Source organism: Candidatus Nanopelagicales bacterium, from assembly GCA_041393815.1.
GTDB lineage: Bacteria > Actinomycetota > Actinomycetes > S36-B12 > JAWKJK01 > JAWKJK01.
Map to the genome: position 1 here is coordinate 497,665 of JAWKJK010000002.1, position 21,786 is coordinate 519,450.

Sequence of the window (21,786 nt, forward strand, 5' to 3'; positions counted from 1 at the left end):
GACGACTGTCGGGCGAGGCGCGGCGCGGCGGCTACTGGGCGGCGACGACCGCGTCGGCCACGGTGACCAGCCCGGCCCGGAGCACGGCCGGGTCCGGGGGTGATCCGCTGGTGAAGAACGCGCTGATCGCGACGTTCACGGCCGAGTCGTCGGCCAGCAGCACGTTGAGGTCCGCCTCGTTGACGAGGAACGCCTCCTCGCCCAGGCCATCGATCCACTCGAACGGGACGTCCTGCTTCTCGTACTTCGCCTTCTCCCGGTAGTAGTCGCCGGTGGTCACCGTGGCGATCAGCCCCTCACCCTCCGACCCCTCGACGGCCGCGACGCAGCCCCGACCGGTGCCGGTGACATCCTGCGGCGCCCCGAACGTGAGCGTGCCGCCGAAGGCGGCCGACAGGTCGACCGACTCCACTGCCGCGCACACCGCGTCGGCGCCGCCGTCGCCTGTGGACCCGGCGTCCTGGGCTGCGGCCGCGGCGCCGCCGCCGTCCGCGGCATTCCCGCCGGCCGGGTCGCTCCCGCCGCCGCACGCGGCGAGCAGGAGGGCGGTGGTCACGAGGGCGGCCGTCACGAGGGCGGCGGGGCGTCGTCCGGTGCGGGTCATGTCCGTCCTGGGGTCGGTGTCGGGGTCCAGCCGGACGTGTGCCGGCGCTCGACCGTAGCCCGCCACCCCGGCCGGTGGGGTCGCTTCAGCGGCGTTCCCAGGCCCCCGGCTCGTCCAGCAGGGCGCCGACCGGCGCGGGCAGCCGACCGGCGGACACGTCGGCGAGCGTGACGTTCTCCAGCACCTGCCGCAGCGACGACCGCACCGCGATCCACACCTCGCGCAGGTGCGCCGCCGCGCCGTCGTACGCCATGTCCTCGGGCCGCTCGCCCCGCACCGCGGCCAGCGGCCCGTCCAGGGCCCGGACCACGTCTGCCACCGTGACCTCGTCCGGGTCGCGGGCGAGCCGGTAGCCGCCCTCCGCGCCGCGCTGGCTGGCGACGATCCCCGCCTGGCGCAGCTGGCGCAGGATCCCCTCGAGGAACTTCACCGGGATGTCCTGCTGGCGGGCGATCGCGTCGCCCTTGACCAGGCGCCGCGGGTCGTCCTGCGCCGCCTCGGTCAGCACCAGCAGCGCGCGCATGGCGTAGTCGACCCGGGCGGACACGTACACGACCGCCATCGTGCCGCATCCGTACGGGGCGCCGGGCCGGAAGCGGGGCGGCGCGCTTGAACGCCGCAGCCCTCCCCAGCATGCTCGGCGGATGGCGTACGGCGGGGTCGACCTGGTGCTGAGGGACGGGGCTGTCTGGACCGGCGTGCGCCGGGCCGGACAGGTGGTGACGGCGCACGCGGTCGCCATCGGCGGCGGACGCGTCCTCGCGCTGGGCGACGAGGCCGAGGCCCTGGCCGACGCGGCGACGTCCGTGGTCGGCCTGGAGGGCGGCACCCTGGTCCCGGGCTTCGGCGACGGGCACGCCCACCCCACCCAGGGCGGCATCGCGGCGCTGTTCGCGGACGTGGGGTCGGCCGGGTCGGTGGACGAGGTCGTCGCCGCGGTCCGGGAGTGGGCGGCCGCGCACCCGGACGCGGAGTGGGTCCGCGGCGAGGGCTACGACCCGTCGCTGGCGCCGCGCGGGGAGTTCGACGCGCGCTGGCTCGACGCGGCGGTGCCGGACCGGCCGGTGGTGCTGCGCGCCACCGACTACCACACCGCCTGGGTCAACAGCCGCGCCCTGGAGCTCGCCGGGATCGGCCAGGGAACCCCGCAGCCCGCGGACGGCGAGATCGTGCTGCGAGCGGACGGCACCCCGATGGGCACGCTGCGCGAGTGGGGTGCGTGGCGGCCGGTGTACGCCCTCGTCCCCGCCCTGGACCGGGACACCCGCGTGGCCGCGGTGGAGCACGCGACCGAGACGTACGCCGCCGCGGGGGTGACCTGGCTGCAGGACGCCTGGGTGGAGGACGACGTCTGGACCACCTGGCGCGCAGGCCACGACGCGGGCCTGCTGCGGCAGCGGGTCAACCTGGCACTGCTCGCCGAGCCGGGGCGGTGGCGGGAGGACCTGCCCGGCCTGGTCGAGCGCCGCCGGGAGGTCGAGGCCCATGCCCCCGGCGTGCTGTCCGCGCGCACGGTCAAGTTCTTCGCCGACGGCATCCTCGAGGGCGGCACCGCCGCGCTGCTGGAGCCGTACTGCGACTGCCCGACCTCGCACGGGATGCCCAACTGGGAGCCGGCCGAGCTCGCTGCTGCGGTGACGGCCGTCGTGGGCGCGGGTTTCCAGCCGCACATCCACGCCATCGGCGACGCGGGGGTGCGCGCGGCCCTGGACGCGGTCCGGGCGGCGGTGCGCGAGCACGGCACCGCCCGCCGGCCGGTCATCGCGCACGCCCAGCTGGTCGACCCCGACGACCTGCTGAGGTTCCGCGACCTCGGGGTGGTGGCCAACTTCGAGCCGCTGTGGGCCCAGCTGGACCCGGCGCAGACGGAGCTGACGCTGCCCCGGCTCGGGCAGCCGCGGGGGGACCGGCAGTACCCGATCGCGACGCTGCTGCGTTCGGGGGCGCCGGTGTCCTTCGGCAGCGACTGGCCGGTCTCGTCCCCGGTGCCGCTGCGGGGCATCGCGGTGGCGGTCACCCGGCAGACGCCGGACGGCCGGCCGCCGGGCGGCTGGGTCCCGGCCGAGCGGCTGACCCTGGACGAGGCCCTGCTGGCGTACACCGCGGGCGTGGCCCACCAGGCGGGCGAGGAGGGGCTGTGGGGGCGGATCGTGCCGGGCGCACGGGCCGACCTGGCCTGGCTGGCCGCGCGCGTGCACGAGCTGGATCCCGCGGCGCTGCCGGAGGTCGCGGTCGCGGGGACCTGGCTCGCGGGCATCCGCGTGCACGGGTGAGAATGCCGGGGTGAGCCAGCAGATCCCCGTCCACGGCGCCGTGGACCTCTCCGCCCTCGCCAGCCAGCGCCAGGCCCAGCAGCGTGCCGACGCCGCCCTGGCGTCCGCCCCCGCCGGCGTGATCATCGACGTCACCGAGGCCACATTCCCGGCCGAGGTGATCGACCGGTCGATGACCGTCCCCGTCGTGGTCGACCTGTGGGCCACCTGGTGCGGGCCCTGCAAGCAGTTGTCGCCGGTGCTGGAGCGCCTGGCCGCGGAGTACGGCGGCCGGTTCGTGCTCGCCAAGGTGGACGTCGACGCGGAGCAGCGGATCGGGGCCGCGTTCCAGGTGCAGTCGATCCCGACCGTGGTGGCCGTGGTGCAGGGGCAGCCGGTGCCGCTGTTCCAGGGCGCGCTGCCGGAGCAGCAGGTCCGGGCCTACCTCGACGAGCTGCTCAAGGTGGCCGCGCAGGCGGGGGTCACCGGGACCGTGGGCGGCGCGGACGCCCCCGCCGCCCCTGCGGAGGAACCGGCGGAGCCGCCGATGGACCCGCGCTTCGTCGCGGCGTTCGACGCCGTGGAGGCGGGTGACTGGGACGCCGCGCGGGCGGCGTACCAGCAGGTGATCGATGCCGAGCCGGGCAACGCCGACGCACGGGCCGGACTGGCACTGGTGGACCTGTACGCCCGTACCGACGGCGCGGACCCCGAGGCGGCGATCGCCGCCGCGGACGCTGCCCCCGACGACGTGGTCGCCGGCCGGCTGGCCGCCGACATCGAGGCCGTCAACGGCGACTGGGCCGCCGCGTTCGACCGCCTGGTCGGGCTGGTCCGGCGCACCTCGGGCGACGACCGCGAGGCGGTCCGTACCCACCTGCTCGCGCTGTTCGACGTCGCCGGCGACGACCCGGCCGTGCCGAAGGCCCGCACGGGTCTCGCCAGCGCGCTCTTCTAGCGCGCGTCGAGCTCGCGCGCCCCGCGCCGCCCGCACCCCGCGGCACCCCACCCTCACCGGTGGAACGCAGGACCAGGGCCGAGCCCGTGGGGGGTGGCGGGACGTTCCACCGGGTGAGACGGGTGGGGCAGGTGAGGGCTGGCGTCAGCCGTCGTAGCGCAGCCAGACCGTCGCCAGCGGCGGAACCGTCACCAGGGCGCTCGACCCCCGGCCGTGCCACGCGGTCGGCTCCGCGTCGACGCCGCCCAGATTGCCCACGCCCGACCCGCCGTACGCCTCCGCGTCGGTGTTGAGAATCTCCGTCCAGCGGCCGGTGTAGGGCAGGCCGACCCGGTAGCCGCTGCGCACCACCGGCGACATGTTCGCCAGGCACGCGACCACCGAGCCGTCGGAGCCCCAGCGCAGCCAGGAGAACGTGTTCCCCGCGGAGTCGTTGGCGTCGATCCACTCGAACCCGGCGGGCGTGTGGTCCTGGTCCCACAGGGCGCGGGTGGCCGCGTACGCGCCGTTCATGTCGCGCACGCACGCCTGCATGCCCTGGTGCTCGGCGAACTCCAGCAGCCACCAGTCCAGCGACCGGGCCTCGGACCACTCGTGCGACTGGGCGAACTCCCCGCCCATGAACAGCAGCTGCTTGCCCGGGTGCGCCCACATGAAGGCCAGGTAGGCGCGCAGGTTCGCCAGCTTCTGCCAGCGGTCCCCGGGCATCTTCTCGATCAGCGAGCCCTTGCCGTGCACGACCTCGTCGTGCGACAGCGGCAGCACGTAGCGCTCGCTGTAGGCGTACATCATCGCGAACGTCATCTCGTTGTGGTGCCACTGGCGGTGGACCGGCTCGCGGCTCATGTAACCGAGCGAGTCGTGCATCCAGCCCATGTTCCACTTCAGCCCGAAGCCCAGGCCGCCGAGGTGCGTCGGCCGGGTGACGCCGGGCCAGGCGGTCGACTCCTCCGCGATGGTCACGACGCCGGGGACGCGCTTGTAGACGGTCGCGTTGGTCTCCTGCAGGAACGAGACGGCCTCGAGGTTCTCGCGGCCGCCGAACTGGTTGGGGAACCACTCGCCGTCCTTGCGCGAGTAGTCGAGGTAGAGCATCGAGGCGACGGCGTCGACCCGCAGCCCGTCGACGTGGAACTCCTCCAGCCAGTAGACCGCGTTGGCCACCAGGAAGTTGCGCACCTCGGTCCGGCCGAAGTCGAAGACCAGCGTCCCCCAGTCCGGGTGCTCGCCGCGGCGCGGGTCGGCGTACTCGTACAGCGGGGCGCCGTCGAAGCGGGCCAGCGCCCACTCGTCCTTGGGGAAGTGCGCCGGCACCCAGTCGACGATGACGCCGATGCCGTTCTGGTGCAGGCGGTCCACCAGCAGCCGGAACCCGTCCGGGTCGCCGAACCGGGAGGAGGGCGCGAAGTACGAGGTCACCTGGTAGCCCCACGAGCCCCCGAACGGGTGCTCCGCGACGGGCAGGAACTCCACGTGCGTGAACCCGTTGTCGCGGACGTAGGCCGACAGCTCGTCGGCCAGCTGCTCGTACGACAGGCCCTGGCGCCAGGAGCCGATGTGGACCTCGTAGACGCTCATCGGGCCGGTGGCCGGGTCCGACTCGGCCCGGCGTCGCATCCAGTCCGCGTCCCCCCACTCGTAGGTGGACGTGAAGACGCGGGAGGCGGTCTGCGGCGGCTCCTCGGTCCAGAACGCCATCGGGTCGGCCTTCTCGTACCAGCCCCCGTCGCGGCCGAGGATGTGGAACTTGTAGCGGGTGCCGTCGCCGATGCCGGGCACGAACAGCTCCCACACGCCGCTGGACCCCAGCGAGCGCATCGGGTTGGCGACCGGGTCCCAACTGTTGAAGTCGCCGGCGATGCGGACGCCCTGCGCGTTCGGGGCCCACACCGCGAACGAGGTCCCCCTGACGTCCCCGTGCAGGCTGGGGAAGTGCCGCACGTGGGCGCCCATCACCTGCCACAGCTGCTCGTGCCGGCCCTCGCCGATGAGGTGCAGGTCGACCTCGCCGAGGGTGGGCAGGAACCGGTAGGCGTCGTCGCCGGGCAGCACGTTGCCGTCGTACTCCACGTCGATGGAGTAGTCGGGCACCTCCGAGACCGGCAGCACCCCGACCCAGACGCCCCGGTGCTCGTGCTCCAGCGGCACCCGCAGCGTGCCGGACACGACCGTGACCGACTCGGCGCCGGGCCGCAGCACCCGGACGGTCACGCCGCCCTGGTGCGGGTGCGGCCCGAGGATGCCGTGCGGGTCGTGGTGTGCCCCGTCGACCAGGCGGTCGATCTCCTCCAGGGCGACCGGACGGACCGGCGGCATGGCGGCCATGGCGTTCACCTCTCGACGTGCGCGGGGCGACCCGCGGACCGGGTCACCAGCGACGGACGTGGACGACGTGCGCGACGTCGCCCCAGGGCTCCAGCCTGACGTACACGGCCTGGCCCCACGTCCACTTCTGGCCGGTCACCTCGTCGTGGGCGACGAACTGGTCGTGCCAGTCCATGCCCAGGGCCGGCATGTCCAGCCATACCGTGGTCTCGCGGGCGGCGTGCGGGTCGAGCAGGCACACCACGAGGACGAGGTCGTCGCCGTCGGCCTTGGAGTACGCGATCACCGCGTCGTCGTCGGTGTGGTGGAAGCGCAGGTTGCGCAGCTGCTGCAGCGCCGGGTGTGAGCGACGGGCCTGGTTCAGCCGTGCGATGTACGGGTTCAGCGTGCGGCCCTCGGCCTCGGCAGCCGCCCAGTCGCGGGGGCGGTACTGGTACTTCTCGGAGTCGAGGTACTCCTCGCTGCCCGGCCGCACCGCGACGTTCTCGAACAGCTCGAAGCCGCTGTAGACGCCCCAGGTCGGAGACAGGGTCGCCGCCAGCGTCGCGCGGATCGCGAACGCCGCCGGGCCGCCGTGCTGCAGGTAGGCGTGCAGGATGTCCGGGGTGTTGACGAACACGTTGGGGCGCATGTACGCCGCGGCCGGGCCGGACAGTTCGGTGAAGTACTCCACCAGCTCGTCCTTGCCGTTGCGCCAGGTGAAGTACGTGTAGGACTGCTGGAACCCGACCTCCGCCAGCGCGCGCATCATCGGCGGGCGGGTGAACGCCTCGGCCAGGAAGAACACGTCCGGGTCGGTCGCGTTGATGTCCGCGAACAGCCGGTCCCACACCCACAGCGGCTTGGTGTGCGGGTTGTCGACCCGGAAGATCCGCACGCCGTGGTCCATCCAGTAGCGGACCACCCGGACGACCTCGGCGTACAGCCCCTCGGGGTCGTTGTCGAAGTTCAACGGGTAGATGTCCTGGTACTTCTTCGGCGGGTTCTCCGCGTACGCGATCGTGCCGTCGGCGCGGGCGGTGAACCACTCGGGGTGCTCGCGGACCCAGGGGTGGTCGGGCGAGGCCTGCAGCGCCAGGTCGAGGGCGACCTCCATGCCCAGCTCCCGGGTGCGGGCGACGAAGGCGTCGAAGTCCGTCATCGTGCCCAGGTCGGGGTGCAGGGCGTCGTGCCCGCCCTCGGGCGCCCCGATCGCCCACGGGGACCCGGGGTCGCCCGGTCCCGGGTCGAGGGTGTTGTTGCGGCCCTTGCGGTACGCCGTGCCGATGGGGTGCACCGGCGGCAGGTAGACCACGTCGTAGCCGAGTGCGGCGATGGCCGGCAGGCGCAGCGCCGCGGCGCGCAGCGTGCCCGACACCGGGGGGTCGTTCAGCGCGCCCTCGCTGCGGGGGAACATCTCGTACCAGGAGCCGTACAGCGCCCGGCGGCGCTCGACCCGCAGCGGCCACGGTCCGCAGGCGGTGGGGTGGTCGCGCAGGGGGTGCCGCTCCACGGCCTCGTCCACCTCCGCGGACAGGGCGGCCGCCAGCCGGACCTCCATCGGCAGCGACGGGTCCCGGATGACACGGGCCGCGGAGTGCACCACGTCGGCGCCGCTGGCGCCGGCCGCCTCGATCGCGTCGGCCTCCCGGTCCAGCAGCAGGGCGCCCTCGGTGAGCTCGAGCTCGACGTCCAGGCCGGCGGGGACCTTGACCTCGGCGCGGTGCCGCCAGGTGGCCCACGCGTCGCCCCAGGCCTCGATCCGGAACGACCCGTCCCCCTCGGTGTCGGGCCGGATCCAGCCCTCCCACCGGTCCATCCCGGCCCCGATCGGGACCATCCGGACGCGCTGCGCGGTGCTGCCGTCGGGCCGGAGCAGGACGACCTCCACGCCGAGCGCGTCGTGCCCCTCGCGGAACACGGTCGCGCGCACCGGGATCGGCTCGCCGACCACCGCCTTGGCCGGTCGGCGGCCGGACTCCACCGTGGGCTCGACGTCGATCACGGGGAAGCGGCCGTCGAGCACCGGCGGCGGGACCAGCCCGCCGGTGCGGCCGTGCCCGGGGTCGACCTCAGGAGCGGCAGGGCGCGCGGCGGCCGATGCCCGGGCCGTCCCCCTCGTCGCGGCGGTCTTCGTCGCGGCGGTCTTCGTCGCGGCGGTCTTCGAGGCGGCGGCGGTCTTCTTCGCCGGGGCCTTCTTCGCGGCGGTGGCCTTCGTCGCGGCGGTGGCCTTCTTCGCCGGGGCCTTGCGTGCCGGCGGGGTGGCGGCCGGCACGGGAGCGGTCGGGTCCGGGGTGTCGTGCGCGTCGGTGTCCATCGGCGCCCGACCCTACCCGCCGGGACGGGCGCGCGCCGGGGCGTCCGCGCGGGACCGCCACCCGTTTCTGCAAGATCTTGCGATCGATGCAAGAACGTGACAACCGAGCGGGCGGCGCCCGGCCGGGCGCGCTACGGTGACCCCCCGTGAGAGCCATCCGCCGGTTCACCGTGCGCACCGTCCTGCCCGACGCCCTCCGCCCGCTCGACGAGCTGGCCACCAACCTGCGGTGGTCCTGGCACGTGGAGACCCGCGACCTGTTCGAGTCGATCGACCCCGACCTGTGGCGGTCGACCGGCTACGACCCGGTCCGGCTGCTCGGCGAGGTCCCGATCGAGCGGCTGCGGGCGCTGGCCGAGGACGCCGAGTTCGTCGCGCGGGTGGACGCCGCGCTGGCCGACCTGCACATGTACCTGGCCGGGGACCGGTGGTACCAGACGCTGGGCGAGCAGGCCCCGCGCGCCATCGGCTACTTCTCGCCGGAGTTCGGGATCGCCGCCGCGCTGCCGCAGTACTCCGGGGGCCTGGGCATCCTGGCCGGCGACCACCTCAAGGCGGCCAGCGACCTCGGGGTGCCGATCCTCGGCGTCGGCCTGTTCTACCGGTCCGGCTACTTCCGCCAGACGCTCTCGCGCGAGGGCTGGCAGCTGGAGCACTACCCGGTGCTCGACCCCGACGGGATGCCGGTCAGCCTGCTGCGCGAGGAGGACGGCACCCCCGCCCGGGTCGAGCTGATCCTCCCGGGCAGCCGCACCCTCGTGGCGCGCATCTGGGTGGCCCAGGTGGGCCGGGTCCCGCTGCTGCTGCTCGACTCCGACGTGGAGGACAACGAGCCGTCGGAGCGCGAGGTCACCGACCGGCTGTACGGCGGCGGCTCCGAGCACCGGCTGCAGCAGGAGCTGCTGCTCGGCGTCGGTGGTGTCCGCGCGCTGCGGACCTACGCCCGGATCACCGGGTCCCCCACCCCGGAGGTGTTCCACACCAACGAGGGGCACGCCGGCTTCCTCGGCGTCGAGCGGATGCGCGAGCTGGTGCAGGGCGACAGCGGCCTGACCTTCGACGAGGCGCTGGAGGCGGTCCGGGCCGGGACGGTGTTCACCACCCACACCCCGGTGCCCGCCGGCATCGACCGGTTCCCCCGCGAGCTGGTGGCCCGGCACTTCACCGGCGACTGCGCCGTGCCGGGCCTGCCGGTGGAGCGCATCCTCGCCCTGGGCGCGGAGACGTACGAGGGCGGAGACCCGCAGGTCTTCAACATGGCGGTGATGGGCCTGCGCCTCGCGCAGCGTGCCAACGGCGTGAGCCTGCTGCACGGCACGGTCAGCCGCGAGATGTTCGCCGGGCTGTGGCCGGGATTCGACCCCGAGGACATCCCGATCGCCTCGGTGACCAACGGCGTGCACGCGCCGACCTGGGTCGCGCGGGAGGTGTGGAACCTCGCGGCGCAGCGGGTCGGTCCGCGGCTGGTGGACGAGGCGCAGAACTGGGAGGCGGTCGCCGACATCCCGGACGATGCGATCTGGGCGACCAAGCGGGCGATGCGCGACCGGCTGGCCAAGATGACGCGTCGGCGGCTGCGCGCCGCCTGGGTGGCGCGCGGCGCCTCCGACGCCGAGCTGGGCTGGGTCGACGACGTGCTCGACCCCGACGTGCTCACGATCGGCTTCGCCCGCCGGGTGCCGTCCTACAAGCGCCTCACCCTGATGCTGCGCGACCGCGACCGACTGCGGTCGCTGCTGCTGGACCCGGAGCGACCGGTGCAACTGGTCGTGGCGGGGAAGTCCCACCCGGCCGACGACGGCGGGAAGCGGCTGATCCAGGAGCTGGTGCGATTCGCCGACGACCCGGAGGTGCGTCGCCGGATCGTGTTCCTGCCGGACTACGACATCGGTATGGCCACCGTGCTCTACCCCGGCTGCGACGTGTGGCTGAACAACCCGCTGCGCCCGCTGGAGGCCTGCGGCACGTCGGGCATGAAGGCCGCCCTGAACGGCGCCCTCAACCTGTCCATCCTCGACGGGTGGTGGGACGAGTGGTTCGACGGCATGAACGGCTGGGCCATCCCCACCGCCGACGGCGTGGAGGACCCGGACCGGCGGGACGACCTCGAGGCGGCGGCGCTGTACGACCTGATCGAGAAGAGCGTCGCCCCGGCGTTCTACGAGAAGGCCGAGGGCGGCCTGCCCACCCGATGGATCGCCATGGTGCGGCACACCCTGCAGACGCTGGGACCCAAGGTCCTCGCGTCGCGGATGCTGCGCGACTACGTCTACCGGCTGTACGCCCCCGCTGCCGCATCCTCCCGCGAGGCGGTGGCCGACGACTTCGCGCTGGCGCGCGACCTGGCCGCCTGGAAGGCGAAGGTGCGTGCTGCGTGGCCGGGCGTCCGGGTCGACCACGTGGAGGCCAAGGGGATCGGCGACACCCCGTTGATGGGGACGGTGGTCTCGGTGCGCGCCTTCGTGTCGCTGGGGACCCTGACGCCGGAGGACGTCGACGTGCAGCTCGTCCACGGCCGGGTCGACGCGGACGACCGGATCGTGGGCCGGGAGCACGTGTCGCTGGTGGCCGCGGAGTCCTACGAGGGCAACCGCTGGCGGTTCGAGGGCGGCGTCGCCATGGAGCGCACCGGCCCGTTCGGCTACACCGTGCGCGTGCTGCCCCGCCACGCCGGGCTGGCGTCCCCGGCCGAGCTCGGCCTGCAGACGCTGCCGCCGCCGACCGTGGGCCTGGTCGAGGGCGACCTGCGCTAGTGGGACGCGCGGTGGGGTGACCGTAGGGTCAGCCCACCGCCGGTCGGTTCACCGTCGGATCAGCCTGCTTCGGCCGGGGCGTCCTCGGTGACGCGCAGCAGCACGGTGCTGCGCGGCCCGAGCATCACGGTCGCACCGGCGGGGTCCTCCCACGGCGCGTCGTGCGGCACGTCCTCCTGGGTGTCCAGGATCCGCCGGTAGCGCAGTCCGTACGGCGCGCCGGGCAGCACGAACGGCTCATGCCCGTCGCCGGCGTGCAGCAGCAGGAGGAACGAGTCGTCCCGGATCGGCCGGCCCTGGCGGTCCCGGGCGCGCAGCCGACCGGAGACGTACATCCCGATCGTCCGGGTGTCGGGGGAGTGCCACTCCTCGTCGGTGAGCTCGGTCCCGTCCGGGCCCAGCCAGGCCAGGTCCTTGGCGCCCCCCGCCTCCACCGGCGCGCCGTCGAAGAAGAAGCGGCGGCGGAAGACACGGTGGTCGCGCCGCAGGCGCAGCAGCCAGCGGGTCGTCGTGAGCAGGTCGTGCTGCCAGGGCTGCAGGCCCCAGTCCAGCCAGGAGATCTCGTTGTCCTGGCAGTAGGCGTTGTTGTTGCCCCGCTGGGTTCGACCGAGCTCGTCACCGGCGGTGATCATCGGTACGCCGGTCGACAGCAGCAGAGTGGTCAGCAGGTTGCGCAGCTGGCGCTGGCGCACCCGCAGCACCTCGGGGTCGTGGGTCTCGCCCTCGACCCCGTAGTTGTCCGAGCGGTTGTTGTCCGTGCCGTCGCGGTTGTCCTCGAGGTTGGCCTCGTTGTGCTTGCGCTCGTACGTCACCAGGTCGCGCAGGGTGAAGCCGTCGTGCGCCGTGACGAAGTTGATGGAGGCGTACGGCCGGCGACCCTCGCTGGCATAGAGGTCGGCCGAGCCGCTCAGTCGCCAGCCCAGTTCGCCGACGCCGGCGTTCCCCCGCCAGAAGTCGCGCACGCAGTCGCGGTAGCGGTCGTTCCACTCGGTCCACAGCGGCGGGAACTCTCCCACCTGGTAGCCGCCCGAGCCGATGTCCCACGGCTCCGCGATGAGCTTCACCCGGCGCAGCACCGGGTCCTGCTGGACAGTGCTCATGAAGGTGCCGAGCATGTCCACGTCGTGGAAGGACCGGGCCAGCGCCGAGGCCAGGTCGAAGCGGAACCCGTCGACGTGCATCTCCTGCACCCAGTAGCGCAACGAGTCCATGACCAGCTGCAGGACGTGCGGCCGGGAGACGTCGAACGTGTTGCCGCAGCCGGTGTAGTCCGTGTAGCGGCGGCCGTGGTCGCGCAGCCGGTAGTAGTCGTCGTTGTCGATCCCCCGGTAGCTGAGCGTGGGGCCCGTCTCGTCGCCTTCCGCGGTGTGGTTGTAGACGACGTCGAGGATCACCTCCAGGCCGGCGTCGTGCAGGGCCTTCACCATCTGCTTGAACTCCCGCACCTGCTGCCCGCGCTGGCCGGAGGCCGAGTACGCGTTGTGCGGCGCGAAGAACGCGATGGAGTTGTAGCCCCAGTAGTTGGTCAGCCCGTTCTGCAGCAGGTGGACCTCGTCGACGAACTGGTGCACGGGGAGCAGCTCGACCGCGGTGACTCCCAGCGAGGTCAGGTGCTCCAGCGCGGCCGGGTGCGCCAGCCCCGCGTAGGTGCCGCGCAGCTCCTCCGGGATGCCCGGGTGCAGTCGGGTGAACCCGCGTACGTGCGCCTCGTAGATGACGGTGTCGCCCCACGGCACCCGCCGGGGTGAGTCGTCCCCCCAGTCGAAGTCGTCGCGGACTGCGACCGAGCGGGGGACGAAGGCGGCCGAGTCGGTGTCGTTGCGGGCCAGGTCGTCCCCCAACTGGTGGCCGAGGATCGCCGGGTCCAGCGACATCCGGCCCTCGACCGCGCGGGCGTAGGGGTCGATGAGCAGCTTGTTCGGGTTCCACCGCGCCCCGCGCTCGGGCTCCCACGGGCCGTCCACCCGGAAGCCGTAGCGCGTGCCCGCGGACATCCCCGGCACGTAGCCGTGGAAGACGTGGAACGTCCGCTCCTCCAGCGGCAGCCGGTGCTCGGTCCCGTCGTCGTCGAACACGCACAGCGTCACCGCGTCGGCGCCCTCGGCCCACACCGCCACGTTCGCGCCGTCGTCGTCGACGGTGACGCCCAGCGGCTCGCCGTCACCCGGCCACACCGGTGCCGGAGCGGATGCGTCGTCCACACGGTCTCCCTCGCAGGTTCACGGCCGGGGCCGCCACGGCCGGCGCGCCACCGTACCCCGCCGTGACATCGACTCCGCGTGACGACGGCCCGCGGCCGCTGCTCCGTTCGGGTGATGGCGGCCACCGGCTTTCAAGACGGGCACCCCTAGGGCCGATCTCTGAGGTGTCAGCGACGGAACGAGGCCGGGAGGCCACGATGCGGAAGGGGATCGCCGCGGTGGCGGGGACCCTCGCGGCGCTGTCGGTGGCCACCTTCGCGACCAGCTCCACCCCGGCGTCGGCCGCCTCGGCCGCCTACTCGCTGGCCTCGAGCACCACCTCCACCGGGCAGAAGCTCCCGATGCGCTGGAACCCCTGCCAGCCGGGCATCACCTACAAGGTCAACGTCTCCCTGGCCGGCTCGACCTCCTCCGCCCGCGCCGCGGCGCTCGCCGACGTGAAGAAGTCCTTCGACATCCTCGGCTCCGCCACCGGGATGACGTTCACCTTCACGGGCACCACGAGCTACATCCCCGACGGCCGGTCGTGGTCGACCGAGCAGCCGGCCGAGATCGTGGTGGCCTGGGTCAACCCGACGCGGACGAAGACCTCCTCCAGCCTGCTCGGCACCGACTCGAACGGCCGTCCGGTCGCCGGCACCGGCGGGTACTCCTTCAAGCAGTGGGCCTACCCGGGCGAGCCCTGGACCGGTGCGATCGGGCGCGGCTACGTCGTCCTGAACGCGCTGGAGAACAAGACGGTGCGTCCGGGCTTCGGCAAGGGCATCACTCGCGGCAACCTGCTGCTGCACGAGCTCGGCCACGTCGTGGGCCTGGAGCACGTGAGCTCGACCAGCGAGCTGATGTACCCGGTGCTCATCAGCCGCCCGTCCGCGGGCTACCACGACGGCGACCGGGCCGGGCTGGCCAAGGTCGGCATGCAGGCCGGCTGCATCGACGTCCCCTCGGTGGTGTGGACGGACCTGTGAGAGGGCGACCTGACGCCGCGCCGCTAGGCTGCCAGCCCCCGGACCGGATCCGGGGGCTGGATCGTCTCCCCGGTCGGCATCGCGTCCGGGGCTCGGCTCGGTCCGGGGGCACGGCTCGACGAGCGGAGGCACGGCGTGGGTGAGTTCGTCCGGCTCGAGGTGGACGACGACGGGGTCGCCACCATCCGGCTCGACCGGCCCCCGATGAACGCCCTGTCCGCGCAGGTGCAGGACGAGCTCGGCGCGTGCGCGCACGAGGCGTCCACGCGCGGGGACGTGCGCGCGGTCGTGGTGTATGGCGGTCCGAAGATCTTCGCCGCCGGTGCCGACGTCAAGGAGATGGCGGACTGGTCGTACCGGGACGCCGTGGACCGGTCGGTCGGCCTGCAGGCCGGATTCACCGCCGTGGCCCGCATCCCGCACCCGACCATCGCCGCGATCACGGGGTATGCCCTCGGCGGCGGCTGCGAGCTCGCGCTGTGCTGCGACCTGCGGGTGGTGGGCGACAACGCCAGGCTGGGACAGCCGGAGATCCTGCTGGGCATCATCCCCGGCGCCGGCGGCACCCAGCGGCTGCCCCGCCTGGTGGGCCCCTCCCGGGCCAAGGAGCTCATCTACACCGGCCGGTTCGTCGATGCCGAGGAGGCGCTGCGGATCGGGCTGGCCGACCGCGTGGTCGCCCCGGACCGGGTCTACGACGAGGCGCGCGACCTGGCGGCCCAGCTGGCCCGTGGCCCCGCCTACGCGCTGCGGGCCGCGAAGGAGGCCGTCGACCTTGGCCTGGAGACCGACCTCGACACCGGCCTGGACATCGAGCGGATCCAGTTCGCCGCGCTGTTCGCGACCGAGGACCGGACCACCGGCATGCGCTCGTTCCTCGAGCACGGCCCCGGGAAGGCGGAGTTCCACCACCGATGAGCACCGACACCCCGATGACCACAGACGGCCCAGCGACCGCCGCGGAGCAGCTCGCGCGGGCCTGGGACGACCCCAAGCTCGCCAACGTGCTGTACCACGACTGGGAGGCGTCGACCTACGACGAGAAGTGGCACATCTCCTACGACGACCGCTGCATCGACTACGCGCGGGACCGGTTCATGCACGTCGCGGGCGACGAAGGATGGCCGTACGGACGCGCACTGGAGGTGGGCTGCGGGACCGGGTTCTTCCTGCTCAACCTCCAGCAGGCCGGGGTCCTGGCCGAGGGCCACGTCACCGACATCTCCCCGGGCATGGTCGACGTCGCGGTGCGCAACGCCCGCGCGCTCGGCTTCGAGGTCGAGGGCCGGGTCGCCGACGCGGAGCGGCTGCCGTACGACGACGACGAGTTCGACCTGGTGGTGGGCCACGCCGTCCTGCACCACATCCCGGACGTGGACACGGCGATGCGCGAGGTGCTGCGGGTGCTGCGGCCCGGCGGGCGGTTCGTCTTCTGCGGGGAGCCGACGCAGCGCGGCGACACGGTGGCCCGCTGGCTGTCCCGCCTCACCTGGGAGACGGCGACCCGGGTGACGCAGCTGCCATGGCTGCGTGACAGGTGGGCGCGGCCGAGGGAGGAGCTGGAGGCGTCCTCCGAGGCAGCGCACCTGGAGTGGATCGTCGACCAGCACACGTTCGACCCGGACGACCTGGCCCGGACCTGCCTGCGGGCCGGGGCGATCGACGTGGAGACCGTGACCGAGGAGCTCACGGCGTCCTGGTTCGGCTGGCCGGTGCGTACGTTCGAGTGCGCGGTGCGGCCGGAGGCCCTCGGCTGGGGCTGGGCCAGGTTCGCGTACACCGGCTGGATGCGGCTGTCCTGGTGGGACGAACACGTGCTGTCCCGCGTCGTGCCCGACGAGTTCTTCTACAACGTCTGCGTGACGGGTGTTTGCCCAGGTCAGAGCCCTGATGAGGCTCCGCCAGTCCGCAAATAGTCCGCAGGAGTCCCGAGAACCTGCCGCACGAGACCACCCGCGGCGGCCCTGGTCCGGTCCTCCGCCGTCGGCCACAGGTGCGAGTACGTCGCCAGTGTCGTGGTCGCGCTGGAGTGCCCGAGTGCCCGCTGCACCGTCACCACGTCGCACCCGGCCGCGATCAACCCCGACGCGAAGAAGTGCCGCAGATCGTGCAGCCGGAACCCGGTCACGCCAGCGGCCCGACAGGTGCGGCGCCAGCGGTGACCGACCGCGTTCTGGTCCCACGGCGTCACCCCGTCGCGGGTGAACATCCACGCCGCATCGAGGTCGACCACGGGGGAGAGCAGGGCCAGCAGCTCGTCGGGCACGTACACCGTGCGCTCGGCGCCGTACTTCGGCAGCCGGACGTCGACCGTGCCATCGCCGGCGCGCTGCACCTGGCGGCGGACATGGACCTTGCGCCCCAGGAAGTCCACGTCGCCCGGCTGCAGCCCGGCCGCCTCCCCGACCCGGGTCCCGGCGAACGCGCACAGCGCCACGAACGGGGCGAACCCGCTGTCAGCGCCCAGGAGCGCCCCGACCTGCTCGGGCGTGGGGATACGCATGGCCGCGTCCCTGCGCCGCACACGGGGCGTCTGCACCCCGTCCGCGGGGTGCTCACCGATGACCTTGGCCTTGCGGGCACCGTGCAGTACGGCGCGCACGTTCTGAACCCTGGTCTTGATGGTCGACGCCGCCAGTCCCCGCCGCTCCATCGCCTTCACCCACGCCTCGACGTGGGTCGCGTCGACCCGGCCCAGCGGCACGTCGGCGAACGAGCACGACCGCACCGCCAGGTCCATCGCCCGTGCCGTCGTCGGCGCCCACACCTGGCGCTCGGCCCACCCGGCGTAGAACTCCCGCAGCGTCACCCGGCCGGCCCGCGGGTCGACGTACGACCCGGTCACCACCGCGGCCGTCACCGAGTCGAGCCACCGCTGCGCGTCGACCTTCCGAGTGAAGTGCTTCGCGTGCTCCCGACCGGCGCGGTCCCTGTACCGAGCCCGCCACACGCCGGTGCGCTGAATCCTGCTGATGCTGGCCATGTCAGCCCTTCGTGTTCTTGCGGCGCCGGCGACGGCCCGCCGCGGTCTCGATGAGTGCCAGGAAGTCGGGCGGCATCGGGGGGATCAGGTCGTTGTCCAGGGCGTAGCGAAGATGGACCGGGTCGGCTCCGTCCGTGAGCTCCGCCAGGGCCTCCACGACCTCGTCGCTGGCACGCCTGTTCGCCGCCTCGGCGAACTTCAGGGCGTCGTTGGCCGCCTTCAGGTTCGCCAGCTCGCCGCGGAGAGCGCGCAGGGACTCCGCGACGTCGTCGGGCAGCCCCTCGTCGGGGTCGACCACCAGGGACGTCATCGGGATGTCGAAGACCTGCGACAGCGCCACGAGCTCGTCGACCCGTACCGCCCGACGCGGGGTGCCGCCCTCGATCTTGTAGATGGCGGACGGCTGGATGGGGCAGCCGATGTCGGTCATCCGCTTGGCGAGCGACTCGGGCGTCCAGCCGCGCGACTCGCGCTCGACCTTGACGCGCCTGGCCAGGGCGTCTTCCGCCCCGATGCTGCGCCCCTTGTTCTGCCTCGGCATGCTCCGGCCTCCGATTCCCTAAACGGAATAGAAACATACCCCACCCGTTTGACTGCGGTCAACGCCAGCCGTTACAACTGATAGGGAACCACTGCCTCCCCGGAAGGGAATGGAGATGGACAAGTACCTCACCACCAGGGAGGTCGGCGAGCTCGCCCGGGCGCCCGAGACGACCGTCCGCTACTGGCGGCACATCGACTACGGCCCGCCGTCGTTCAAGGTCGGCCGCCGGGTCCTGTACCGCGAGCGCGACGTCATCGCCTGGCTGGAGCGCCTCCAGTCCGAGGCGGCCATCCCCGTGGCGGCGCTCACCCGTCCTCAGTCCTGACATGCCGACGGCCCCCGGTGACCAGGCCGGGGGCCGTCGAGGAGGAGCTACGACGTGAACAGAGTAACCGTCCCTGGGCTCGCCGCCCGCGCCCTCGCGGCGCTGCGGCTGCCGCCGATCCCCTGCGGCTGCACCGATCCACGCGACCGCGACCATCACCACCACCCCGCATATTCCGCACAAACGCAGAACGCCTGCTACCGATGCAGTGCGGTCGGCCTGGAGGCGCTGGCCTACCGCGCCACCGAGCCTGACCCGCGCTGCCGGTGCGCCCGCGCTCTCGGTGTCGTCGTCGGCGGTGCCGCGTGAGTCGAGCGCAGACCTTCGCCGCCACCGACCCCGTCCCCCTCGGCGCGGTGCGGCAGCCCAAGTCCGCCCCGGTCGACGTGTTTCCCCGCTGGCTCGGCGACCACGTCACCGCGCTCGCCGACTTCGCCCAGGTCGACGCCGCGATGACCACGGGCGCAGCCCTCGGTGTCCTCGCCGCCTGTGGTGGGGGTCGAGCCCAGGTCGAGGCCCGACGCGGGTGGACCGAACCGACCAACGCCTACGTCGGCGTGGTCGCCGCCCCCGGTGAGCGGAAGTCCGCGGTCCACCGCGCGATGACCGAGCCGCTGGTGACCATCGAGCAGGCGCTCGCCGAAGGGGCCCGACCCGGCATCGTGGAGGCCGCCGTCACCCGCGAGGTCGCCCAGCGTGCCGCCGACGCAGCCCGCACCAGTGCAGCCCGCAAGGACGGCCAAGACCGGGATGCCGCGCTGGCCGAGGCCATCGACGCCGCTGCGATGGCCGGCGCCATCGTCGTCCCCGCCGAGCCGCGGCTGTTCGCCGACGACGTCACCCCGGAGGCCACCGCGACGCTACTGGCCGAGCAGGGCGGGCGGCTGGCGATCCTGTCGGCCGAGGGGGGCGTCTTCGACATGCTCGCCGGCCGCTACACCTCCGGCCTGGCGAACCTCGACGTGTTCCTCAAGGGCCACGCCGGGGACACCTTGCGGGTCGACCGCAAGGGACGCGCACCGGAGTACGTCGAGCGCCCCGCGCTGACCCTGCTGCTGATGCTGCAACCACAGGTGCTCCAGGCGATCGCGCGGCACGACGGGTTCCGCGGACGCGGCCTGCTGGACCGCTTCTGGTGGGTCCTGCCGACCTCGAGGGTGGGGTCCCGCAACGTCGACCCACCCACGATCCCCGACCCGGTGGTCGACGGCTACGCCGCCGGCATCACCACCCTCGCGGGCTCGCTGGCGGGCTGGACCGACCCGGCCGTGCTGACCCTCACGACCGACGCGACGAGCGCCCTGGTGGGCTTCCTGCGGCACCTGGAGCCACGCCTGGCACCGGGCGCGGACCTCGGGCACGTCGCCGCATGGGGCTCGAAGCTCGGCGGTGCCGTCGTGCGGATCGCCGGGCTGCTCGCGCTCGCCGACGACCCCGAAGGCGCCGGGCGCAAGCCGGTGGAGTCCACCCATGTCGACCGGGCCGTGCTGCTCGCAAACTGGCTGGTCGGCAACGCCCTGGTCGCCTTCGACCGGATGGGCGGCGACGTCGAGCTGGACGACGCCCGCTACATCGTCGCGGTGCTGCGACGCCTTGGCGCCGAGACGGTGTCCAAGCGGGACGTGTTCAACGCCGCCCGCGGACGCTTCCGCAAGGTCCCCGACCTCGACCCGGTGCTCGACCTGCTGACCGACCACGGGTGGATCGAGCCGAAGCCCGAGCCGCCGCGCGACGGACCCGGCCGACCCCCCTCACCCACGTTCCGCGTGCACCCACAGGTGCTCGCAGATTCCGCACAACGCGCACAACGCCGCTGACACAGGCATTCCGCAGAAGTGCGGAATGTGCGGCCACCTCCACCACTACGAAACGGGAGCACACGACATGACCACCACGAAGGTGCTCGACTTCTCCATCGAGGGGAACCACCGCACCGCCGACCGCTACGGGCGGCTGTGCTTCAACGTCGGCCTACCCGACGGCCGCGAGGCCTACTGCCTGGCCGACTCCATGACCGTCAGCGACGGCGTGCTGACCCTGTGGTCGGAGACTCAGAAGGTCAGCGACGACGCGCGCATGGACCGCGACCCGCTCGCCCTGCTCGTCCTGGCGCCCGGCGCGTGGGTCCACGCCTACGCCGCGTCCGCGCTCGACGGCTCACCCGTCGGCGTTAGCCACCTCGACCCCCCGCAGCGCCCCAGCGGACTGTTCGACGAGTACGACGAGGACGCCGCATGAGCGGCCTGACCCATCGCCCCGGCTGTCCGCTGCCGCCGCCCGAGGTCACCTCACGCGGCCGTCGGCCAACCGGTCGAGGCCACCCGCCGGATCAGCGAGCTGTGGCGGACCCCGACCACCGAGCCCACGAACGGAGCATCCCGATGACCGCCCCCGCCACCACCCGGCCGACCTGGGCCGACCTCGAGGCCGCCATCACCGCCGCGACCGGACAACCACCCGAGCACCGCACCCTCGGCCGGTCATCTTGGCGCGAGTACCGCGTGCCCCACCCGTCCGGCGGCAGCTTCTCCGTCGAGGTCACGCTGCGGCCGAGGTACTCCGCCGTCGCCGTCGACCGCTGGTGGACCACGTCCCGCCCACCCGAGGCGGACGCCTGGTTCGAGGCGACCCTGTGGCCGCTCGTCCGTACGGCCACCGAGGCCCGCAGCGGCGACCGATGCGGCTGGCTGCCCGCCGGCGACGTGTTCGCGTTCGCCGACCCCGTCCTGACCACCGACCTGCACGCCGTGCTGACGACGTGGCTGGCGCAGGAGATGGCCTGGGCCTACGACCCCGAGGACGACCAATGACGGCCGTCCGCCTGCACCGCCGACACCGCGTGTGGCGAGTCCGCCGGATCAATTTCGACGGCGAGGTCCGCGCCACCCGCACCTACCTGCACCGGGCCGCCGCCGAGGCCCGAGCTCGCGTCTGGCTGACCGTCCCCGGCACCGCGCAGGTGACGCTCGAACGCACCAGGCCGGTCCGCTTCGCCGAGGTCGACGCCTACGCCCCGCCGGCGCCGGAGGTGACGCCGTGACGACCCAGGACCAGCGCCCACGCCGGGACCGGCGCCGGGACCGCGGCAGGGGCCACGTCGTCGCCCGGCTCGACTTCGACCTGCCCGACCGGCCCGGGCACGCCGCGCTGCTGCACCACCAGCTCGGCAGCGACCCGCTGCCGCTGACCCTCGCCCAGCACCCCGACGGCGGCTGGGGCGTGGCCCTCGTCCTCGACGGCTGGTACGCCGGCGAGTCCGACGCGCAGGCCGTCCTCGACGGCTACTGGCGCGAGGTCGTCCGCGCTGCCGTGGACGCGACCCGGGAGCCGACGCCGTGACCGCCCCCGACCTGCACCACCGGCCTGGCTGCGGCGAGCCGCCGCCCGTCGTCACCGTAACCCGGCCGTCGGCCGACGGCGCCGGCTGGCCGTGGAAGGTCGCCCGCTGCTCCGACTGCGGGGCGGTCGCCGTCGAGCCGCTCGACGGCGAGGAGGACTGACGTGTACGTCTGCAGGGACCACCACGACGTCGTCCTGCGCGGACCGACCTCGAGGTGCGCCGTCTGCGCCCGAGCCG

Annotated in this window: 21 protein-coding genes; 14 read left to right on the forward strand and 7 right to left on the reverse strand. The window is 73.4% G+C overall.

Features of this window, described 5'->3' with window-relative positions; all coding sequences use genetic code 11:
- Nucleotides 1-31 precede the first annotated feature (31 nt).
- Complete coding sequence (locus R2737_07770) at nt 32-604, reverse strand: hypothetical protein (protein MEZ5116150.1); 573 nt, start codon at nt 602-604, stop codon at nt 32-34.
- Nucleotides 605-689: 85 nt separating this feature from the next.
- Entirely contained in the window at nt 690-1,166 is a 477-nt protein-coding gene (locus tag R2737_07775; GenBank protein MEZ5116151.1) for an Rrf2 family transcriptional regulator, read from the reverse strand.
- 82 nt (nt 1,167-1,248) lie between these two features.
- On the opposite strand from R2737_07775, the gene R2737_07780 reads away from it, so the two are divergent.
- Together R2737_07780 and R2737_07785 are read left to right on the forward strand one after the other, a co-directional pair.
- Nucleotides 1,249-2,877, forward strand: a complete 1,629-nt coding sequence (locus R2737_07780; GenBank protein ID MEZ5116152.1) for an amidohydrolase — start codon at nt 1,249-1,251, stop codon at nt 2,875-2,877.
- Nucleotides 2,878-2,887: 10 nt separating this feature from the next.
- Nucleotides 2,888-3,814, forward strand: a complete 927-nt coding sequence (locus tag R2737_07785; protein ID MEZ5116153.1) for a tetratricopeptide repeat protein — start codon at nt 2,888-2,890, stop codon at nt 3,812-3,814.
- Nucleotides 3,815-3,958: 144 nt separating this feature from the next.
- Here R2737_07785 and glgB read toward each other — a convergent pair whose 3' ends face one another.
- Both glgB and R2737_07795 read right to left on the reverse strand, forming a co-directional pair.
- Complete coding sequence (glgB, locus tag R2737_07790; GenBank protein MEZ5116154.1) at nt 3,959-6,139, reverse strand: 1,4-alpha-glucan branching protein GlgB; 2,181 nt, start codon at nt 6,137-6,139, stop codon at nt 3,959-3,961.
- A 43-nt stretch (nt 6,140-6,182) separates the two neighbouring features.
- Entirely contained in the window at nt 6,183-8,435 is a 2,253-nt protein-coding gene (locus tag R2737_07795; GenBank protein ID MEZ5116155.1) for an alpha-1,4-glucan--maltose-1-phosphate maltosyltransferase, read from the reverse strand.
- A 146-nt stretch (nt 8,436-8,581) separates the two neighbouring features.
- Between R2737_07795 and glgP the strand changes: the two genes are divergently transcribed.
- Nucleotides 8,582-11,188, forward strand: a complete 2,607-nt coding sequence (glgP, locus tag R2737_07800) for an alpha-glucan family phosphorylase (GenBank protein MEZ5116156.1) — start codon at nt 8,582-8,584, stop codon at nt 11,186-11,188.
- A 59-nt stretch (nt 11,189-11,247) separates the two neighbouring features.
- Here the strand turns inward: glgP and glgX are convergent, their stop codons facing one another.
- Nucleotides 11,248-13,389, reverse strand: a complete 2,142-nt coding sequence (glgX, locus tag R2737_07805) for a glycogen debranching protein GlgX (protein ID MEZ5116157.1) — start codon at nt 13,387-13,389, stop codon at nt 11,248-11,250.
- A gap of 197 nt (nt 13,390-13,586) precedes the next feature.
- On the opposite strand from glgX, the gene R2737_07810 reads away from it, so the two are divergent.
- The 3 genes from R2737_07810 (at nt 13,587) to R2737_07820 (ending at nt 16,273) form a co-directional block, all read left to right on the forward strand.
- Nucleotides 13,587-14,357, forward strand: coding sequence for a matrixin family metalloprotease (locus tag R2737_07810; GenBank protein MEZ5116158.1), 771 nt, complete (start codon nt 13,587-13,589; stop codon nt 14,355-14,357).
- A 135-nt stretch (nt 14,358-14,492) separates the two neighbouring features.
- Nucleotides 14,493-15,275: an enoyl-CoA hydratase-related protein gene (locus R2737_07815; protein MEZ5116159.1), complete on the forward strand. Its 783-nt coding sequence runs from the start codon at nt 14,493-14,495 to the stop codon at nt 15,273-15,275.
- Complete coding sequence (locus R2737_07820; GenBank protein MEZ5116160.1) at nt 15,272-16,273, forward strand: methyltransferase domain-containing protein; 1,002 nt, start codon at nt 15,272-15,274, stop codon at nt 16,271-16,273. The genes R2737_07815 and R2737_07820 overlap by 4 nt, the downstream gene beginning before the upstream one ends.
- Here R2737_07820 and R2737_07825 read toward each other — a convergent pair.
- Nucleotides 16,237-17,340, reverse strand: coding sequence for a site-specific integrase (locus R2737_07825; GenBank protein MEZ5116161.1), 1,104 nt, complete (start codon nt 17,338-17,340; stop codon nt 16,237-16,239). The two genes, R2737_07820 and R2737_07825, sit on opposite strands and share 37 nt — an antisense overlap.
- Nucleotide 17,341: 1 nt before the next feature.
- A complete protein-coding gene (locus tag R2737_07830; protein ID MEZ5116162.1) occupies nt 17,342-17,881 on the reverse strand; it encodes a helix-turn-helix transcriptional regulator in 540 nt (179 codons plus the stop codon).
- Nucleotides 17,882-17,996: 115 nt separating this feature from the next.
- On the opposite strand from R2737_07830, the gene R2737_07835 reads away from it, so the two are divergent.
- From R2737_07835 to R2737_07870, 8 genes are all read left to right on the forward strand, one after another.
- The gene (locus tag R2737_07835; GenBank protein MEZ5116163.1) at nt 17,997-18,209 is read left to right on the forward strand and encodes a helix-turn-helix domain-containing protein; all 213 of its coding nucleotides are present in this window, start codon (nt 17,997-17,999) and stop codon (nt 18,207-18,209) included.
- Between the two features lie 54 nt (nt 18,210-18,263).
- Nucleotides 18,264-18,518: a hypothetical protein gene (locus R2737_07840; protein ID MEZ5116164.1), complete on the forward strand. Its 255-nt coding sequence runs from the start codon at nt 18,264-18,266 to the stop codon at nt 18,516-18,518.
- Nucleotides 18,515-20,026: a YfjI family protein gene (locus tag R2737_07845; protein ID MEZ5116165.1), complete on the forward strand. Its 1,512-nt coding sequence runs from the start codon at nt 18,515-18,517 to the stop codon at nt 20,024-20,026. Before R2737_07840 ends, R2737_07845 begins: the two co-directional genes overlap by 4 nt.
- Nucleotides 20,027-20,093: 67 nt before the next feature.
- On the forward strand, nt 20,094-20,447 hold the full coding sequence (locus R2737_07850) for a hypothetical protein (protein MEZ5116166.1): 354 nt from the start codon (nt 20,094-20,096) through the stop codon (nt 20,445-20,447).
- A 143-nt stretch (nt 20,448-20,590) separates the two neighbouring features.
- Nucleotides 20,591-21,019 (forward strand): hypothetical protein, encoded by a 429-nt coding sequence (locus tag R2737_07855; protein MEZ5116167.1) that lies wholly within the window; start codon nt 20,591-20,593, stop codon nt 21,017-21,019.
- Nucleotides 21,016-21,249 (forward strand): hypothetical protein, encoded by a 234-nt coding sequence (locus R2737_07860; GenBank protein MEZ5116168.1) that lies wholly within the window; start codon nt 21,016-21,018, stop codon nt 21,247-21,249. Before R2737_07855 ends, R2737_07860 begins: the two co-directional genes overlap by 4 nt.
- Complete coding sequence (locus tag R2737_07865; GenBank protein ID MEZ5116169.1) at nt 21,246-21,548, forward strand: hypothetical protein; 303 nt, start codon at nt 21,246-21,248, stop codon at nt 21,546-21,548. The genes R2737_07860 and R2737_07865 overlap by 4 nt, the downstream gene beginning before the upstream one ends.
- Nucleotides 21,545-21,709 (forward strand): hypothetical protein, encoded by a 165-nt coding sequence (locus R2737_07870; protein MEZ5116170.1) that lies wholly within the window; start codon nt 21,545-21,547, stop codon nt 21,707-21,709. The genes R2737_07865 and R2737_07870 overlap by 4 nt, the downstream gene beginning before the upstream one ends.
- Nucleotides 21,710-21,786: the final 77 nt, after the last annotated feature.

Bases quoted from the DNA above. Each gene is read 5' to 3' on its own strand.
- R2737_07770 (MEZ5116150.1), bottom strand. From the start codon at position 604: ATGACCCGCACCGGACGACGCCCCGCCGCCCTCGTGACGGCCGCCCTC.
- R2737_07775 (MEZ5116151.1), bottom strand. From the start codon at position 1,166: ATGGCGGTCGTGTACGTGTCCGCCCGGGTCGACTACGCCATGCGCGCG.
- R2737_07780 (MEZ5116152.1), top strand. From the start codon at position 1,249: ATGGCGTACGGCGGGGTCGACCTGGTGCTGAGGGACGGGGCTGTCTGG.
- glgB (MEZ5116154.1), bottom strand. From the start codon at position 6,139: ATGGCCGCCATGCCGCCGGTCCGTCCGGTCGCCCTGGAGGAGATCGAC.
- R2737_07795 (MEZ5116155.1), bottom strand. From the start codon at position 8,435: ATGGACACCGACGCGCACGACACCCCGGACCCGACCGCTCCCGTGCCG.
- R2737_07810 (MEZ5116158.1), top strand. From the start codon at position 13,587: ATGCGGAAGGGGATCGCCGCGGTGGCGGGGACCCTCGCGGCGCTGTCG.
- R2737_07820 (MEZ5116160.1), top strand. From the start codon at position 15,272: ATGAGCACCGACACCCCGATGACCACAGACGGCCCAGCGACCGCCGCG.
- R2737_07825 (MEZ5116161.1), bottom strand. From the start codon at position 17,340: ATGGCCAGCATCAGCAGGATTCAGCGCACCGGCGTGTGGCGGGCTCGG.
- R2737_07830 (MEZ5116162.1), bottom strand. From the start codon at position 17,881: ATGCCGAGGCAGAACAAGGGGCGCAGCATCGGGGCGGAAGACGCCCTG.
- R2737_07835 (MEZ5116163.1), top strand. From the start codon at position 17,997: ATGGACAAGTACCTCACCACCAGGGAGGTCGGCGAGCTCGCCCGGGCG.
- R2737_07850 (MEZ5116166.1), top strand. From the start codon at position 20,094: ATGACCACCACGAAGGTGCTCGACTTCTCCATCGAGGGGAACCACCGC.
- R2737_07855 (MEZ5116167.1), top strand. From the start codon at position 20,591: ATGACCGCCCCCGCCACCACCCGGCCGACCTGGGCCGACCTCGAGGCC.
- R2737_07860 (MEZ5116168.1), top strand. From the start codon at position 21,016: ATGACGGCCGTCCGCCTGCACCGCCGACACCGCGTGTGGCGAGTCCGC.